Origin of the sequence: Marinomonas hwangdonensis (genome assembly GCF_003721245.1) — a bacterium.
Taxonomy (GTDB): Bacteria; Pseudomonadota; Gammaproteobacteria; order Pseudomonadales; family Marinomonadaceae; genus Marinomonas; species Marinomonas hwangdonensis.
Map to the genome: position 1 here is coordinate 117,479 of NZ_RIZG01000003.1, position 18,512 is coordinate 135,990.

Here is an 18,512-nt window from a genome sequence, read left to right on the forward strand (position 1 = left end):
ATACTTAGATTAACTAAATGTTAGCAGATATCCGCCTAACGCCAACGCCTCGGCTTCTCTTTGAAGGTTGGCTAATGTAAGAGGGCGGCCCTCTAGCCAACCAGGTAGAAATTCTGCATGCAGGCTCTTATCATTCGCTTTTAGCGTAAAAATGGGCATATCTCCTTCTTTGCGATCATGATGCAGTAAATTGGCTAACCTAAGCAGAATGGATAAGCGATCTAAATCTTGTTGATCGCTTTTGGTAAACCGGAACTCTAACGATTGAGTAAATTTTCGACGGTGGCGAAGAATAAGATTCGCTAAGGCTTGCTGTTCTTGCTGCGAAAACCCCGGCATATCGGATTCGCTGATAATATAGGCACCGTGTTTGTGATATCGGCTATGAGAAATCCCTGCCCCTACCTCATGAAGCAGTCCAGCCCAACGCAACAAGTCTTCACTGGAAATGCTATTTAAATTCCAGTCATCTTTCACTTGGGCTAAAGCCGACAAAGCGGTATGCGTGACTAATTTCGCCTGTTCAGTATCAATATGATACTGATTCAACAGGTAGTTAACCGTACGTTCTCGAATGTCCGTCTCTGCGTAACGCCCCATGACGTCGTAAAGAACGCCCTCGCGCAAGGCTCCCGTTGAAAAGTCCATCTGCTTAATGTCAAAACACTCAAACACCGCGGTTAAAATCGCAATACCCGCAGCAAACGTGGGTCTGCGTTCTGGCTTGAGCCCAGGTACAACAATATTGTCTGCGTGGCCGGCTGAAAATAGCACTTTCTGAATCTGTTTAAGGTTTTTTAAGGTGATGCCTTTTTTACCCCAATTGTTTTCTCTAACAATGTTGTAAGCGGCTTTAATCGTTCCAGAAGAACCAATCGCGATATCCCAAGTTTCATCGATATAATCATCTTGAATACTGAGAAGCTCAAGGCGAGCGGCCGTCACCGCTTTCTGAAAGTTGGATTTATTGATCACGCCATCGTCGAAAAAACGTTGCTTAAAACTCACACAGCCCATGTGAAGGCTTTCTGTTAAGATAGGCTCTAACTGCTGACCTATAATGAATTCCGTACTGCCACCGCCAATATCCACCACTAAGCGCTTCGCATCTCCATGATCCATAGTTCTTGAAACGCCCACGTAAATCAATCGCGCTTCTTCACGACCCGCAATGATCTCAACGGGGTGGCTCATTATGTCCATGGCTTTACCAATGAAATCGTAGCGATTTTTTGCCACCCTTAAGGCATTCGTTCCAACAACTCGAACTGAACCTTGTGGCATTCCTTCAATCACCTGAGCGAATTGCGCCAAGCAATCTAGACCTCTTTGTTGAGAGTCGTCATCCAAATAACCATTCACCAAGCCTGCCGCCAACTGCACTTTTTCACCAAATTCGCCGGTAATACGCAATTGTCCATGGGTTACCTGAGCCACCACCATATGAAAGCTGTTTGAGCCTAAATCAATGGCCGCTATTTTTTCGAAAGGGAAATCGTGAGATTGTTGCAAAAAAAGTGATTGCATGCAGTAAAGCCTTATCTTGCCGATGTCGTAAGTAGTCGTAGAGTATATCAGTTCCCGCGCCGTGTCATTGCACTCGTCGCAGTAAATACCATGGTGTCATCACTCGAAAAACCGCTCATTTGATCAAAAAATTACCAGAAAATGTTTTTTTCCTGAGTTTCACTATAGACCTCGCCTTTAACTCGAACTATAGTATGGATGATCTTAATATCGATGAAATAAGTAAAAAATCGTGTTTTGATCCCAATCAAATTGTTTCGCGCTGTATTGGCTTTGCCCTATCCGGGCTGATTTAAACCTAGACATATTGTTACCCTTAATGTTTCGTGTTTTTTGGTGCCGAGTAGCTGATACATTGTTAAATACTTCCAGACAAACATTAAAGTTATCTTTAATTAACTCTAATACCGTCAATTTCCCTCAATTGAGCTAATACAAAACCCGTTTATGAATCTTACCGACTTAAAACAGAAATCAGTACACGAACTTTTAGATATCGCATCTGAAATGGGCCTAGAAAACATGGCTCGTTCTCGTAAACAAGATGTTATTTTCTCGATCCTAAAGCGTCACGCAAAAGGTGGAGAAGACATTTACGGCGATGGTATCTTAGAGATTCTTCAAGATGGCTTTGGCTTCTTACGTTCACCTGACTGTTCATACCTAGCAGGTCCGGACGATATCTACGTATCACCAAGCCAAATCCGACGTTTCAACCTTCGCACAGGTGACACCATTGCAGGGAAGATTCGTCCACCCAAAGATGGCGAACGCTACTTTGCGCTTTTAAAGGTTAACGAAATTAACTTCGACAAACCTGAAAGTGTTCGCAACAAAATTCTTTTCGAAAACTTAACCCCCTTATTCCCTGATGAACGCCTTTTAATGGAAGCTGGAAACGGCTCCACTGAGGACGTTACATCACGCATCATTGATCTTGTTGCCCCACTAGGTAAAGGTCAACGTGCCTTAGTCGTGTCTCCGCCTAAAGCGGGTAAAACCTTCATGTTGCAAAACATTGCTAATGCAGTGACACGCAACAACCCAGAATGTCATTTAATCGTTTTGCTGATTGATGAACGTCCTGAGGAAGTAACCGAGATGTCTCGTACGGTTCGCGGTGAAGTGGTTGCATCAACATTTGATGAGCCGCCAGCACGTCACGTTCAAGTGGCCGAAATGGTGATCGAAAAGGCCAAACGCCTAGTTGAACACAAGCGTGACGTGGTGATTTTGCTCGACTCGATTACCCGCCTTGCCCGTGCCTACAACACAGTGATCCCCTCTTCTGGTAAAGTACTGACTGGTGGTGTGGATGCAAACGCTCTGGAGCGCCCAAAACGCTTCTTTGGTGCGGCACGTAATATCGAAGAAGGCGGCAGCTTAACAATAATAGCAACAGCGCTTGTTGATACCGGCTCAAAAATGGATGAAGTGATCTTTGAAGAATTCAAAGGCACAGGTAACTCCGAGTTACACCTTGACCGTAAGATAGCTGAAAAACGCACATTCCCCGCCATTAACATTCGTCGATCTGGTACTCGTCGCGAAGACTTGCTTACCTCTGAAGACGAACTACAACGCATGTGGATTTTACGTAAACTGTTGAATCCTATGGAAGATGTGGCTGCGACAGAGTTTTTGATTGATCGCCTAAAAGTTACTCAAACGAATGACGAATTCTTTGAGTCGATGAAAGGCAAAAATAAATAAGTCGATCTATTTATCAGAGAAAAACCACTTCCTGAAGTGGTTTTTTTTTATTCATTCAGATCAATAGATTGTTAATATTCGCCCAATCATCTATCAGGGCAAGTGCGACCTAAATTGGAGTAGTGTAAATGAAAGAAATGACCGCAACGGTAAACGCTGTTGAACTCATTAATCAGAACGTCTATCAGATTCGCCTTCAAGCCGATGATCTGAACTTTGAGGCGGGACAATATTTAATGGTGGTATTACCAACAGGCGAACAAGTTCCCTATTCTATCGGCAGCGCGCCACTGACATTGCCAGAGGTCACCTTATATATTCTTGTCTCTGATGCCGAATCACTGGCTCACAAAGTCGTAGAGTATCTCCAGTCTAACAAGATAATTAACATCAAAGCCCCTGGCGGAGATTGCCACTTAAAAAATGGCGTAATGGCATCGAACCCAGAACATATTTTGTTGGTTGCTGGAGGAACAGGATTTGCACAAATCAAGAGCCTATACAGCGAATTGGTTGAACAGAACTTTTCTGGGAAGGTGTCTTTTTATTGGGGATTAAGAACGGCCGAAGACGTATTTGCACAATCCTGGCTAGAAGAAGCGCACAAATACACGCCTTTCACGCTGGATGTGGTTGTCAATGAGCAAAGCGATCAGTGGCATGGTCGCACTGGTTGGCTGTATGAAGCTGTTTTGGCGGACCACCCAGACTTGAGTCACAGTGTTGCCTACATTAGTGGCTCAGTGGGCATGGTCTATGGCACGCTAGACCAACTAGAAGCAAAAGGGTTGAGTGCAGACCGCTGCTTCTCTGACGTGTTCGCTTACGCGCCACGCCCAGAAAAACCGCTTCTTTAAATAAACCTTTTCTCGTCGACCTGATGTAAAAAAGCTGGGGGTCACCCAGCTTTTTTTGCTCTATTATGACAACAACCTACTCAGGCTTTAAGTGCAAGGTGGTCAAGGTATGTTCCCGTACCGATAACAGTAAGTCAGTATTTTTCACCAACGACTGACCGTAAGATGGCACCATGGTTTTCATCTTCTCTTGCCATTCAGAGGAGGCTACCTGCTCAGGGAAGCAGCGTTCCAAAATACCAATCATGGTGTTCACCGTTGTAGAAGCTCCTGGAGAGGCACCAAGCAAAGCGGCCAAAGACCCATCGGCTGTCGCTATGGCCTCAGTACCAAACTCTAATTTGCCACCGGTTTTTTCATCTTTCTTAATAATCTGTACGCGCTGCCCAGCGTAAGCAAGCTCCCAGTCTTCATCCTTCGCATCTGGATAAAACTGACGCAATGAATTACAGCGGTCTTTATGGGACTGCATGACCTCGCTGATCAAATAGCGAGTCAAATCCATGTTGTTTTTTCCTACACTCAACATAGGTTTAATGTTGTCAAAGCGCACACTTTTAGGCAGATCAAAGAAAGAACCTGTTTTCAAAAACTTGGTGGTAAAACCCGCGAACGGACCAAACAAGATGGCTTTCTTACCATCAATGATACGAGTGTCCAAATGCGGAACAGACATTGGCGGCGCACCAATAGGCGCAGCACCGTAGACTTTCGCAAAATGCTGCTCAACCAATTCCGGTTTATCACACACCAGCCATTGTCCACTTACAGGGAAACCACCGTACCCTTTGCTCTCTTCCACTTCGGCTTTTTGCAGCAGGGGTAAAGCACCACCACCAGCGCCCAGGAAAACAAACTTAGCGTCAACCGTTTTTCGTGTGCCATTTTGCTCTAACTCTACGCTCCAACGACCGTCGGAACGTTTTTTCAGTGCAATAACCTCAGTCTTAAGACTGAGGTCAAAATGCTCTTGACCCAGCAAGTATTGACCCATATTGCGAGCGATAGCACCAAAGTTCACATCCGCACCGTGCTCAACACGCGTTGCCGCCAATGGCTCACTGTGATCACGATTTTTCATCACAAGAGGCATCCACTCAGCCATCTTCTCGCGGTCTTCTGTGTATTGCATTTCTCTAAAGGCTGGATGAGCACTCATTGCTGCATGACGCGCTTTCAACATGTTGACATTGCGTTCACCCCATACAAAACTTTGATGCGGCACACGGCGTATGAACTCTTGTGGGGCAGGCATTAAGCCTTTCTCCACTAAGTAAGACCAAAACTGAAGACTGACTTCAAAGGCCGAATTAATTGAAACGGCCTTATCAATGTTCACGGATCCATCGTCGTTTTCAGAGGTATAGTTGAGTTCACAATAGGCGGCATGCCCCGTCCCTGCATTATTCCAACCATCCGTACTTTCTTTTGCGATACTGTCCAAGCGCTCCACCATCAGCATGGTGATGTTAGGATCCAATTGCTTGAGTAACACGCCCAAGGTAGTGCTCATGGCACCGCCCCCGACTAGTAAAACGTCTACAGAATTTGAGGTCATATGATTTCGCCGTGTCATAGCCAATGATGAATATGAGAAAAATAAAAAGTTGGCTTTTGGCCCGCAGCGTCGCGCTAATGATACTGCTCGCTTTTATTTCACTCTTAAGAATACGCGTCTGGATCCATTGGATCGGCTTTCACGTCGTACTCTGTTCAGGTATTACTTGATTATACGGATTTTAAAAGCAATGTCTTGAGACCTTAGTAGTAGATATGCCAGTCCGTGTCTCACCTACTGCTTAAAACCACTTTTTTTCACGTTTTTTAGCCACAAAAAACATCATTTTAACGACAAAGTATGAAAATGCTTGATCATTTTTTCGCTATACTTAAACGCAAATGTTCAGTATAAATATACTAAATTCTCTTCACTACTATGTTGGAGTGTGGCAATGAAAGCACAAGATATCATGACTCAAAATGTCATCTGTGTTGAGATAGATGAACGCTTACCCAAAGTGAGACAAATAATGGAAATGCATGGCTTTCATCATTTGCCCGTCATAGAAAAAGGCAAACTGGTTGGCATTATTTCAGATCGCGACTTACTACGCCTCATTAGCCCATTTATCAACAGCGTCTCAGAACAGCCAAGGGACCTGGACACACTAAATCGCGCGGCCCATCAAGTTATGACCCGACAGCCGATTACGGTGAATGCTGAGACCTCGGTAAAAGACATTATTACTTGGTTCAAACGCGTCGATATTTCCTGCTTACCCGTTACTGATAAGGACGATCACGTCATAGGGATCATTTCATGGCGTGACCTGCTCAGCCACGCCACGTTTGCGTCCTAGTGAGTTTTCGCTTGGTCTCCCAATAAACCAGCTAAGTCACTCTCGGTGAATTCATACTTTTCAGCACAAAACTGACAATCTACTTTTATGCTGCCTTGTTCGATTAATAGCTCGCGTATTTCTTCAAAGCCTAAAGACATCACCGCATCTTGGGTACGCTGGCGCGAACAAGAACAGCCAAACTGCATGGTTTTCGTATCGTAAAGTCGAACTTCTTCTTCATGATACAATCGGTGCAGCAACTCGGTTGTTTCAAGACCAAGCAATTCATCTTCTTTTACCGTTGACGCAAGATGCGTAAAACGATCCCACGCGTCTTCGTCGCCTTCTTTCGCCTGTTCATGAGGCAGACGTTGCAAAAACAAACCACCGCATTGAGCGCCGTTTGCGGCCAGCCACACTCGGCTTGGCAGCTGCTCCGATTGAGAAAAATACTGCTCTAGGCATTCTGCTAGGGTGTCGCCTACAATCTCAACGATGCCCTGATAACGCTGGCCATTACGTGGCTGAATCGTGATCGCCAAATAACCGCCTGCTAACACCTCTTGCAACGAAATGGTCTCTGGCACCACTTGACTGTCATCCCACTGGGCGATGCCACGAAGGTTTTGATGCTCATCGCACTCTGTCATCAAGGTCGACAAAAAACCGTTCCCCTTTGCCTGAATAGACAAAACACCGTCAATCTTCACAATGTCTCTTAACAAAGCGATGGCAGCGACGAACTCACCCAGTAATTTTTCTAGGGGTAAAGGGTATTCTTTACGTTGAATAATCTCTTGGTAAGCTTGGTTTAGTAAAACGCGCTCACCCCGGACATTGGTGTTATCGAATGAAAAGCGCTGGATTTCATTAATGGTTAGATCGTTCACAAATTACACCTTGCTCAGAAAAAGTCTGAGTGAAAAATTAAGTAAGTATGAAAAGCATTTTACGCCTGAGACAGACATTCATCCACTTTAAAACCATTATGTGCTGGGAATATGCACACTTGCTATTTCGTTTACGCGAACAGCACTCTAGAATGTTCCACCTGGTTAGTGTCTTACCTAACAAGCCAATGGCACACTTCATGACAGAGACAAGAGATTTCCAGTTTTTATGATCCAATTTACGGAAGTTAGTTTACAACGCGGCACTCAGTTTTTACTCGAAGACGCCAACCTCACCATTTTTGAAGGTCAAAAAGTCGGTCTTATTGGCGCCAACGGGGCGGGCAAATCGTCACTTTTTGCCATGATCAAAGGCGACCTACACGCCGATACCGGTGACGTTATTCTGCCAGGACAGCGACGTATTGCGTTTATGGCGCAAGAAGTGGAAGAAACACAGCGCAGTGCCTTGGAATATTGTCTAGACGGTGATGACAAACTAAGAGAAATTGAACGCCACATCACGAAGGCACAAGCCACCGGCGACCATCATGCTCATGCGGTCTGGTTGGGTGAGTACGAAAACGCCCATGGCTATTCAGCCCAGTCCAGAGCCGAAACGCTGCTTCAAGGCTTGGGTTTTAAGATGACCGACATGCATCGACCTGTGTCTGACTTTTCGGGTGGTTGGCGAATTCGTCTCAATCTTGCTAAAGCCTTGATGTGCCCTTCTGACGTGCTGTTGCTCGACGAGCCGACCAACCACTTAGACCTAGACGCCGTCATGTGGCTGGAAAACTGGTTGCGCCAGTATCCTGGCACCTTATTATTAATTTCCCATGACCGTGACTTTTTGGATGGTATTTGCAGCCACATTGTTCATCTTTATCAAAAGCAACTGGTGCTATATAAGGGTAACTACTCGGACTACGAGCGCCAGCGCGCTGAACATCTCGCCCAACAGCAGGCGAACTTCGAGAAACAGCAAGAAAAGCGCGCTCATCTACAGCAGTATGTGGATCGCTTTCGTTATAAAGCGGATAAAGCCAAACAAGCGCAAAGTCGTCTAAAAATGCTCGAAAAAATGGAGCTTATCGGACCTGCTCACATCGATTCTCAATTTGAATTTACCATCCCTGTGGCGGAGAAAACGTCTCAGTTATTGATTAATTTATCTCAGGCTGACTTAGGCTATACCTCAGACGCGAGTGCAAAGACCATTCAGCTTGGCAACACCAATTTTGCCCTTAGAGACGGGCAACGCATCGGCTTATTAGGTCCAAATGGCGCGGGTAAATCCACACTGATCAAGTCCATTGTGGGTGAGATTGCCATTCTTGCTGGTGATAGAATCACTGGAGAAAACCTAAAGATTGGCTATTTTTCACAGCATCAATTGAGCGCACTCGACCTAGAAGCGTCGCCACTGCTTCACATTCAACGACTAACACCAAAGATACTTGAAAGCGACATTCGTCGTTATTTGGGCGGTTTTGGCTTTGTGGGCGACGATGCACTGCGTCCAGTAAAAGGTTTTTCAGGTGGTGAGAAAGCTCGTTTGGCACTGTCTCTTATTTCATGGACAAAGCCCAATTTATTAGTCTTGGATGAGCCGACGAACCACTTGGACATTGACATGCGACAAGCGCTTACCGAAGCGCTGCAAGCCTTCCCAGGCGCCATCTTACTGGTGTCCCACGACAGGCATTTGCTCAACAGCACAGTCGACGAGTTTTATCTTGTGGCCGACCACCAAATTCAAGCTTTCGACGGGGACTTGCCGGCTTACCATGCTTGGCTACAAGCCCGACAAGCCAATGCAGCGCAAATGGAAAAAATCGAATTAGGCGCGGATAAACTGGATAAAATTGACCGCAAAGAAGAACGCCGTAAAGCCGCTGAAATGCGTGAAAAGCTGCGCCCTTTGCGCAAGCAAATAGAGAAACTTGAAAAAGCCGTGCAAACGGCACAGGAACACCTTGATCAGATTTCAGACGCCATGGCCGATGCCAGTCTGTATGAAGCGGCTAAAAAAGACACTTTGCAACGCTTACTCAGCGATGAAGCAAAATGGAAAAAAATGCGAGAAGACAGCGAAGAAGCTTGGTTCGAAGCACAAGAAGAACTAGAAGCGGCCGAGGCCCTGCTAGAATAAAAATACTGATAAAAAACCGAGCATAATGCGAGTAAAGCGTAAAGTTTTGCCCTAACACAAGGCTTTTGCACCAGCACTGACTTAATATTGTCATAATACTCGAGTACATTCTCACACTGCGAACAGGAGCGATATTGGATGACATTTCCATACACTCGTATGCGCCGCATGCGTAAACATGATTTTTCTCGCCGCCTAATGCGCGAGCATCGCCTCAGCGCTGACGATTTAATTTACCCTATGTTTGTCATTGAAGGAGAAAACGTACGCGAAAGCATTCCTTCAATGCCAAACATTGAGCGCGTTTCTATCGACTTGTTACTGGAAGAAGCGAAAGAATTAGTCGAACTCGGCATTCCAACGCTGGCCTTATTTCCTGTTATCAACAGCGATAAAAAGTCCTTGCTGGCGGAAGAAGCATACAACCCCGACGGCCTTGTACAGCGGGCCGTTCGAGCTTTAAAAGATGCCTTCCCTGAACTCGGTGTGCTCACCGACATCGCCCTAGACCCTTACACCACTCACGGGCAAGATGGCATTATTGATGAAACTGGGTATGTGCTTAACGACATCACCGTAGATACATTAGTGAAACAGGCGCTATCCCACGCCCAAGCGGGAGCAGACATTGTGGCACCGTCCGATATGATGGATGGTCGCATAGGGGAAATCCGCGCTGGACTCGAAGCCGAAGGCTTTATCAATACCTTAATCATGGCGTACGCCGCCAAATACGCATCGGCGTATTATGGCCCATTCCGAGACGCCATTGGTTCAAGCGGCAACCTCGGCAAAGGCAACAAATTCACCTATCAGATTGACCCTGCCAACTCAAACGAAGCCATTCGCGAAGTCATGCTAGACATCGAAGAAGGCGCTGACATGGTCATGGTGAAACCCGGTATGCCCTATCTTGATATTGTTCGCCGAGTAAAAACCGAACTTGAAGTACCCACCTTCGCCTATCAGGTAAGCGGTGAGTACGCCATGCACATGGCCGCCTTTCAAAATGGTTGGCTAGACAAAGACAGCGTGATGATGGAATCGCTTTTGGCCTTTAAACGCGCCGGAGCCGATGGCATATTAACCTACTTTGCAAAAGACGCAGCACGCTTGCTGAAAACCTAAAAGTACCGGTTTTTTTGTGCCTAAAAACATAGGGAATCGGTGACCAGCAGGCTGGGTTGGTATAATTTGTCGGTATCTGTCTACGGTTGTAGACACGTCCGCAAAAAGCACCAATCACACACATTTAAACGGTATTTAAGAGTAAGAGAAGCACATGTCAGAGCAGTCTGTGAATGAAACAGCAAAAAAAGAATCGACCAGCGTTACCGCAAGCCCACCCGTAGAGTTGGACGCCGAGCTGGTCCTAGAGCCCATTCCTGAACAGCCCCAGGACCCCAACAAAGTCGCGATAGAAGATCGGCTGCCAGAAGAAATTGATTTGGCGGACCCTGAACTTTACTTCAACCGTGAACTGAGCCACTTGCAATTTAATGCACGTGTCTTAGAACAAGCCATGGACGAAAACCATCCAATATTAAATCGACTGATGTTTTTGTGTATTTTCAGTTCGAATATGGATGAATTTTTTGAAATTCGCGTCGCCGGGTTAAAAAGCCAGCTTGAATACAGCCGAGAAAAAAACGGCCCTGACGGCATGCACCCGAAGAAAGTACTAAGTCTAATAAGCGAACACGCGCACAAGTTGGTACGTCGCCAGTACCGTATTCTTAATGACATCATCTTTCCAAAATTGGCCAATGAAAACGTTAAGTTTATTCGCCGTAGCGTGTGGAATGAAAAACAAGCCGCTTGGGTCAAACGTTACTTCCGTGACAACGTCTTACCGATTATTAGCCCCATCGGACTCGATCCTGCTCACCCGTTTCCGCGCCTTGCCAATAAAACCTTTAACTTTGTGGTTGAGCTTGAAGGTCGAGATGCGTTTGGTCGTGAAAACGGTCTTGCCATCGTACCCGCTCCAAGTTCATTACCACGCCTGGTCAAGCTGCCTGATGACGTGTGCGATGGCGGAGATAACCTGGTCTTTCTTTCGTCTATTATCCATGCCCACGCTGGACAGCTATTTCCCGGTATGACCGTAAAAGGCTGTTTTCAATTCCGCCTGACTCGAAATGCTGATTTGGAAGTCGATTCAGATGACATTGGCGTCGACTTAGCAGGCGCGTTGCGCACAGAATTACAAAGTCGCCATTATGGTAGCTCGGTGCGTTTAGAAATCGCCGATAATTGCCCAGATCACATTGTTGATTCTTTATTAAAGCAATTCGATCTAGAACAGCAAGACCTTTACTGTATCGATGGGCCGGTAAACTTAAGTCGTTTAATGGCAGTGTTGGAATTGGTCGATCGCCCAGACCTCATGTACCCTCCATTCTCGCCCGGTTTGCCAAAAAAACTGGCCAGCTCTGGCGGTTTGTTCGAAGCGATTCGCCAACAAGATTATTTGTTGATGCACCCTTTTGAGAGTTTTTCCCCTGTTATCGACTTCTTGAGCGAAGCAGCGAAAGACCCGAGCGTAGTGGCGATTCGTCAAACCTTATATCGTACTGGAGCACGTTCGCCCATCGCTAATGCGCTCGTTGAAGCCGCACGTAACGGCAAAGAAGTGACCGTGGTCATCGAATTAAGAGCGCGCTTTGATGAGGCCGAAAACTTGGCGCTTGCCAGCCGCTTACAAGATGCCGGCGCCATTGTGGTTTATGGGGTAGTACGCCATAAAACACACGCGAAAATGATCCTTATCGTGCGCCGAGAAGGCACCAACTTGACACGCTATGTGCACTTGGGCACAGGCAACTATCATGCCGGTAATGCACGCCTTTATACAGACTACAGTTTCATGACGTGTAACAAAGACATTGGTGAAGATGTGCACCGTGTATTTCAACAGCTGACCGGCATGAGCAAAGAACTTAAAGTCAAAAAACTGCTGCACGCACCCTTTACCTTGCGTGATCGTTTGCTAGAAATGATTGATAAAGAAGCCCAGAATGCCCTAAAAGGCGAGCCTTCCCGCATCATCATTAAAGTAAACTCCTTGACCGAGCAGCGTCTTGTCCAGTCCCTTTACAAGGCATCGCAAGCTGGCGTAAAAATTGACCTCATTATTCGTGGTATCTGTACCCTGCGTCCAGGCATTAAAGGCATATCTTCAAACATTCGGGTGCGCAGTATCATAGGTCGCTTTCTTGAGCACACTCGTGTGTACTATTTCTTTAATGATCGTAACCCTCAAGTGTATCTTTCTAGCGCCGATGGCATGGACCGAAACCTGAACAACCGTATTGAAGTGGCTTTCCCGCTACAGGACTACAAGCAAACTCGTCGAGTTAAAAAGGAACTGGAATACTATTTATCGGACAATACGCAAAGCTGGATATTGCAAAGTGATGGCTCTTACCAGCTATCAAAGCCCAGAAAAGGGGAATATCGCAGCGCCCAAAGAGCCTTGCTCAGTGAACTAGCAGACAACACGCGCAGTTCATAGCTTAAAACAGAGCACCTCTTATGCACAACGCCCAGTCTTTTCTGGGCGTTTCTTTGTGTATAAAAAACCCTTTATCCCCACCTTTGCTTAAATTCCTTTACCAAGCGCCATTATTTTCTGAACGAGACGTTCGCTAAAACAAATGTTTTTAGATTACACTGACGTCTTTCCCAAAATACCCTAGCGTAAATGCTCAATTTTGCATCCACGGAGCCAGGCATGTTTTTACCGAGTCCGATTATTCTTTCTTCTCATGTTATGTCGCTGAAACACTGTGACGTGGACAACAAACAATATTCCATTGATGATAAGAAAACCTACCGCAAGATCTTAAAGAAACGCCAAAAAGAAATGCAGCGCGTCCAGCAAGCGTATTATCACCAAGGAAAGCGCGCCATTATTATTTTCCAAGGCTGGGACGCCAGTGGAAAAGGCGGCGCCATTCGTCGCTTAACCGAATATCTCGACCCAAGGGGTTACCGTGTTCACCCTATTGCAGCCCCGAGCGCTGAGGAGCAAGGTAAACATTACCTCTACCGCTTTCAGACTAAGTTGCCCAAAGTTGGCACGCTCGCCATTTTCGACCGCTCTTGGTATGAGCGCGTATTAACAGAGCGCGTAGAAGGGTTTGCCAGCGACATGGAATGGCAAAGGGCGTATCAAGAAATCAATGAATACGAACGCATGCTCACCGATGATGGTGTCAAAATCATCAAAATCTTCACACACATCTCCAAAGATGAGCAGCTAGAACGTTTTGAAGAACGCCTACGTAACCCACTAAAACAGTGGAAGCTCACAGAAGAGGACATTCGTAATAGAGAAAAGTGGGACGAACACGAAAACGCCATTAACGACATGCTGGAACTCACTTCTACAGAGCAATCGCCTTGGCATGTTATTCCCGCTAACCACAAGTGGTACACCCGCATTGCGGTACTGGAAACCGTCGTTAATGCCTTGAGTGAAGGCATGGATTTAACTCCGCCCCCGATTGATGAGGCCCTCGTTCGTTCAGCCGAACATACACTCGGTATCACCTTGCCTTAGACCATAAAGAATCGTGGCAATATCCTAAACGCCGTCAAAAAGCCGTCGTTTAGGACGTCAAGCCAACTTTACAGTGAAAATCTTCTGTCATAAGTGCCTTGTTTCCTTCACCTTTGAGAGCAAAAACCCGCCTCAAAGGTGAAGGAAATGTCTAATCTCATCCCCTAGGTCAAGATCTCGTCATCATTGCGAAATAGCAGATGAATAACACGCACCTTGGGCGTTTCGGAGAGATTTTTTAAAGCAAGCAATACGCGTTATGCTGATGAAAAGAACGACAAAACACAGACAGTTATCAGGAGATAAAACATGTCTTTCAACATCACAAAACGTACTTTAGTAAGCAGGACTATTTTAAGCAGCATCCTTGCCGCCTCGTCTATTTCAACACTTTCCTTCGCACAGCAACAAGAAGGCTTCACCCTAACACCCAGCATTGGCCACTATAATATGGACAATGACAGAAACATAAAAGATGACGCGGCCTATTCATTGGGACTAGGCTATCAGTTCAATAACCCTTGGGCGATCGAATTCGTCTACCTTAATGCAGACACTACCCAAGCAGGTACTGGCAACAAGGTGGATGTTGACCAATATCGTTTAGACGGGCTGTATCATTTGCCAAGCATTACTACCTTAAACTTGACCCCATACCTGGCAGCTGGGGTCGGTACCACCGACTTTGGCGGTGCATCGGAAGATAATAATGTACAAATCAACGCAGGCGGTGGCCTAAAATACGCAGTCAATAACACGGTTTCTCTGCGTGCGGATTTTCGTGTTGTGAATGACGTAGAAGACAACCATCTAGATCACATAAGCTCTTTAGGTGTGCAAATGACCTTTGGCAATTCTGCCAATCGTTCACAACCCAATGCTGAGAACAAGGTAGCGGAACCTGAAGCACGTGCTTACACGGCCAAAACGGTAAAAGACACCACTGAAACCGCGAAAGAAACTCAGTATCAAGCACAAAAAGAAACCGCGCCAACCACTTCTGAAGAAGAAACGAAAGCAACGACCACGACTGTTGTTATGTCATCAGAGCCTACAACGGATCAGAACACCGCTCCGCTGTCTGATTCTGACGTGAACAAAACGCCAGTAACGTCTGCAACACAAAGTGATCAACCCATAGCGACAGAGCAAACGGCGGCGGTAGAAGCGCCAGCGCCTTTGCGTCTAAATATCCAGTTTGGCAACAATAAAACCGATGTTGAACAAGCCTTTTATCCTGAGATAGAAAAGTTAGCACAGTACCTCAAGGAAAAACCAAATAGCACCGTTGTTATTGAAGGGCACACAGATAACACAGGGGCAGCCAGCTACAACCAAACCTTATCTGAAAAGCGCGCTCAAGCCGTGGCGAGCGTCTTAATCAATATCTTTGATGTTGAACAAGACCGTGTTGACGCGATTGGCTATGGACAAAGCGAGCCCTTGTTCGACAACGACTCTGCAGAAAACCGCATGGCAAACCGTCGTGTAGACGCTGTCATTACAAACAACTAAGCGTCCAACACCACAAACAAGCAATGCCCTACACCACCAAACCTTGGTGTAGGGCATTTTTGTGTCCTTTCTTTAAAAACATACGCTCTTCTCAGACATACCCTTCTTTAATAGCGTCACTAACGTACCAATATGTTGCCAAACTGTTACTCAACTGTAACGCTTTTAGAGATCTGTACTGAATTGTAACCCTTGCTGATTTTATCCAATGACTTTATTTATAATGATGAATGAGACGGTTTACGCCCTCTGACTCGCATCCTTAAACCGATGCCATACTGAACTTTCGTCACACAAAGCTCATATACTTACTTTCACTAGGAGACATTAAATGTCTTTTATCTACAGCAAGCGTGTTCTATTTATTAGCCTTTTCGCTGCGTCTTCTGTCGCTCAAGCTCAGTTACAAGAAGGTTTTACTGTTTCGCCAAGCATTGGCTATTACAATATGGACAATAATCGTGGACTTGAAAATGTCGACGCGATTTCCCTTGGTCTTGGCTATCAATTTGGCAACCCTTGGGCTGTTGAGCTTGTCTATGTAGACGCAGTAACAAACACGACAACCAACAACACCAATGTCGACTTTCAACAGTACCGTTTAGACACACTGTACCATCTGCAAACGAACGGTAATCTGACGCCCTACTTGGCAGCAGGTATCGGAAAAAAAGAAATAAGCTCAAGCGCAAACAACACCCTAGTCAATCTTGGTGGTGGTATCAAATACGCCCTAAACGATATTTTTTCATTGCGTGCTGACTTTCGCCTGATTAACGACATCAAGGATCACGAACTAGATAATTTAACTACTCTAGGGGCGCATTTTACTTTTGGCGGTCAGCCCAAACAAACAGCGGTGCACGAACCAGCCCCAGTTAACGAGCCAGCGCCAATCAACGAACCTGAACCGGTTAACGAACCAGCGCCAGTCAACGAACCTGAACCGGTTAACGAACCAGCACCTGTTGTCGAACCGACACCTGTTGATTCCGACAATGATGGCGTGATTGATGCTAAAGATGTATGCCCAAATACAACGGCTGGGGTTCTTATTGATGCCTCGGGCTGCGCGTTAGACGAAGACAAAGATGGCGTTCCTAACCATCTAGATGCCTGCACTAATACTCGCGCTGGCGCTAAAGTGGACGCAAATGGCTGTAACCTTATGTTCTCTGAAGAGAAAGAAGTGAGGCTTGACGTTTTATTTGCCACGAACTCAAACGTAGTCAGTAAAGCGTTTTACCCACAAATAGAAGAACTTGCAGCCTTCTTGAATGAATACACGGCAGCCAGTGTCTCCATTGAAGGTCATACCGATAACACAGGCGCGGCCGCTTACAATAAAATATTGTCAGAAAAGCGAGCACAAGCCATCGCTGATGTACTAATAAAAGAGCTAGGTGTACAAAAAAACCAAGTGACCGCGGTCGGTTACGGTGAAGAGTTCCCATTAGTTAACAACGATACGCCAGAAAACCGTAAAGCCAATCGTCGTGTTATCACGGTCATCTCTCTTAACAAATAGGAAATACAATCTCATTTACTTTTGAGAACAAGTAAAATGCCCTAACCAAACAACCTCGGTTAGGGCATTTTTTTGTGTCCTACTTTATACTTTAATTAGACTAAGATCGCAGGTATTCTTCTACGCCTTTTGCAGCTAACTGACCGGTAGCAAAACACGCTGTTAGCAAATAGCCGCCTGTGGGTGCTTCCCAGTCCAGCATTTCCCCTGCACAAAAAACACCTGGCATAGCGTTAAGCATCAGTCGTTCGTCGACGCTGTTTTCACTAACACCGCCCGCGCTTGAGATGACCTCTTCAATAGGTTTGGTTTTATAAAAACGAACGGGCACTGCTTTTAAACACCGAGCGAGACTGTCTGGCGTCTGCAACACGTCTTTCGGGAAGGATTCGTGCAACAAGGCGATTTTAACGCCACTGATTCCTAAGGTACGTTTAAGGTATTTATTGAGTGACTCTTTTGGTTTGGTGTTACTGAGTTTTTTCAGAGTTTGAGCTTCGCTTTGCTGTGGCAAAAAATCCATCAGCAGCGAGGCCTCGCCAAAAGCATGAATATCGTCACGCAGATATTTTGAAAAAGCGTAAATCAGGCTGCCTTCCATGCCATCTCGTGTCACTATGCACTCGCCTTTTTTCGACACCTCTTGACCATTTCTGAAAACAAAACGAAAGGCCACGTCTTTGAGTGGGCTACCGGCAAATCTCGTTTGTAAATGCTCACTCCATTCACTGTAAAAACCGCAATTAGCACTTTGCAAGGGGGCAACCGTCACCCCTTTTTCGCTCAGTACTGGAACCCAAGCCCCATCTGAACCCAATTTTGGCCAGCTTGCCCCCCCCATCGCCAGTACAATGGCATCGGCTTGGGCGGTTACCTGCTCTCCAGCATGATCGAACACTAAGCTATTTGCTGACAGGCTAATCATCTTATGCCGCATGTGAAACTCGACACCGGATCCGCGCAAACGCTTTAACCAATTGCGCAGCAAAGGCGCCGCCTTCATGTCTTTGGGAAACACTCGACCAGAGGTGCCGACAAAGGTTTCTACACCCAAATCATGGATCCAAGCGCGCAGGGCTTCGCCATCGAACGGCTGAATGGCCTTTGCCAACCAGTCTGCCTTTTCGTAATAGCGCTGAATAAATTCAGGGTAAGCTTCAGAATGCGTAATATTCATACCACCTACCCCAGCCAGTAAAAACTTACGGCAAGCACTGGGTTTCGCATCGTAAACCTGCACACGATGACCTGCAGCACAAATCCCCTCTGCGGCCATCAAGCCCGCAGGACCAGCGCCGACAACAATGACTGTCTTCTGCGTTTGCAACGCCTTTTGCATACTAACCAACATCACTCTAATGAGTTACTAAAAAAAGAAGTGCATGATAATGAACTTAGGTGTAATCACCAATATTTTC

The 18,512-nt window shown here is 46.0% G+C and carries 13 protein-coding genes; 9 read left to right on the forward strand and 4 right to left on the reverse strand.

Annotation, left to right across the window (positions count from 1 at the left end; genetic code table 11):
- Positions 1-9: 9 nt before the first annotated feature.
- Positions 10-1,527, reverse strand: coding sequence for a Ppx/GppA phosphatase family protein (locus EBI00_RS06150; RefSeq protein ID WP_123095058.1), 1,518 nt, complete (start codon positions 1,525-1,527; stop codon positions 10-12).
- A 447-nt stretch (positions 1,528-1,974) separates the two neighbouring features.
- On the opposite strand from EBI00_RS06150, the gene rho reads away from it, so the two are divergent.
- Both rho and EBI00_RS06160 read left to right on the forward strand, forming a co-directional pair.
- Complete coding sequence (gene rho, locus EBI00_RS06155; protein WP_123095059.1) at positions 1,975-3,240, forward strand: transcription termination factor Rho; 1,266 nt, start codon at positions 1,975-1,977, stop codon at positions 3,238-3,240.
- Between the two features lie 128 nt (positions 3,241-3,368).
- Positions 3,369-4,097, forward strand: a complete 729-nt coding sequence (locus EBI00_RS06160) for an NAD(P)H-flavin reductase (RefSeq protein WP_123095060.1) — start codon at positions 3,369-3,371, stop codon at positions 4,095-4,097.
- 76 nt (positions 4,098-4,173) lie between these two features.
- On the opposite strand, the gene mqo is transcribed toward EBI00_RS06160, so the two are convergent.
- Positions 4,174-5,679, reverse strand: a complete 1,506-nt coding sequence (gene mqo, locus EBI00_RS06165; RefSeq protein WP_277749192.1) for a malate dehydrogenase (quinone) — start codon at positions 5,677-5,679, stop codon at positions 4,174-4,176.
- Between the two features lie 370 nt (positions 5,680-6,049).
- Here mqo and EBI00_RS06170 point away from each other — a divergent pair, with 370 nt between their 5' ends.
- Positions 6,050-6,457 (forward strand): CBS domain-containing protein, encoded by a 408-nt coding sequence (locus EBI00_RS06170; RefSeq protein ID WP_123095062.1) that lies wholly within the window; start codon positions 6,050-6,052, stop codon positions 6,455-6,457.
- Here the strand turns inward: EBI00_RS06170 and hslO are convergent.
- Complete coding sequence (gene hslO, locus EBI00_RS06175) at positions 6,454-7,329, reverse strand: Hsp33 family molecular chaperone HslO (RefSeq protein WP_123095063.1); 876 nt, start codon at positions 7,327-7,329, stop codon at positions 6,454-6,456. The two genes, EBI00_RS06170 and hslO, sit on opposite strands and share 4 nt — an antisense overlap.
- Before the next feature lie 229 nt (positions 7,330-7,558).
- Between hslO and EBI00_RS06180 the strand changes: the two genes are divergently transcribed.
- From EBI00_RS06180 to EBI00_RS06205, 6 genes are all read left to right on the forward strand, one after another.
- On the forward strand, positions 7,559-9,484 hold the full coding sequence (locus tag EBI00_RS06180) for an ABC-F family ATP-binding cassette domain-containing protein (RefSeq protein WP_123095064.1): 1,926 nt from the start codon (positions 7,559-7,561) through the stop codon (positions 9,482-9,484).
- 138 nt (positions 9,485-9,622) lie between these two features.
- Positions 9,623-10,612 (forward strand): porphobilinogen synthase, encoded by a 990-nt coding sequence (gene hemB, locus EBI00_RS06185; RefSeq protein ID WP_123095065.1) that lies wholly within the window; start codon positions 9,623-9,625, stop codon positions 10,610-10,612.
- Between the two features lie 154 nt (positions 10,613-10,766).
- Entirely contained in the window at positions 10,767-13,001 is a 2,235-nt protein-coding gene (gene ppk1, locus EBI00_RS06190; protein ID WP_123095066.1) for a polyphosphate kinase 1, read from the forward strand.
- Between the two features lie 219 nt (positions 13,002-13,220).
- The gene (locus tag EBI00_RS06195) at positions 13,221-14,051 is read left to right on the forward strand and encodes a polyphosphate kinase 2 family protein (RefSeq protein WP_123095067.1); all 831 of its coding nucleotides are present in this window, start codon (positions 13,221-13,223) and stop codon (positions 14,049-14,051) included.
- Between the two features lie 309 nt (positions 14,052-14,360).
- Positions 14,361-15,566: an OmpA family protein gene (locus EBI00_RS06200; RefSeq protein ID WP_123095068.1), complete on the forward strand. Its 1,206-nt coding sequence runs from the start codon at positions 14,361-14,363 to the stop codon at positions 15,564-15,566.
- Positions 15,567-15,897: 331 nt separating this feature from the next.
- Positions 15,898-17,094 (forward strand): OmpA family protein, encoded by a 1,197-nt coding sequence (locus EBI00_RS06205; RefSeq protein ID WP_123095069.1) that lies wholly within the window; start codon positions 15,898-15,900, stop codon positions 17,092-17,094.
- A gap of 100 nt (positions 17,095-17,194) precedes the next feature.
- Here the strand turns inward: EBI00_RS06205 and EBI00_RS06210 are convergent, their stop codons facing one another.
- A complete protein-coding gene (locus tag EBI00_RS06210) occupies positions 17,195-18,433 on the reverse strand; it encodes a TIGR03862 family flavoprotein (RefSeq protein ID WP_123095384.1) in 1,239 nt (412 codons plus the stop codon).
- Positions 18,434-18,512: the final 79 nt, after the last annotated feature.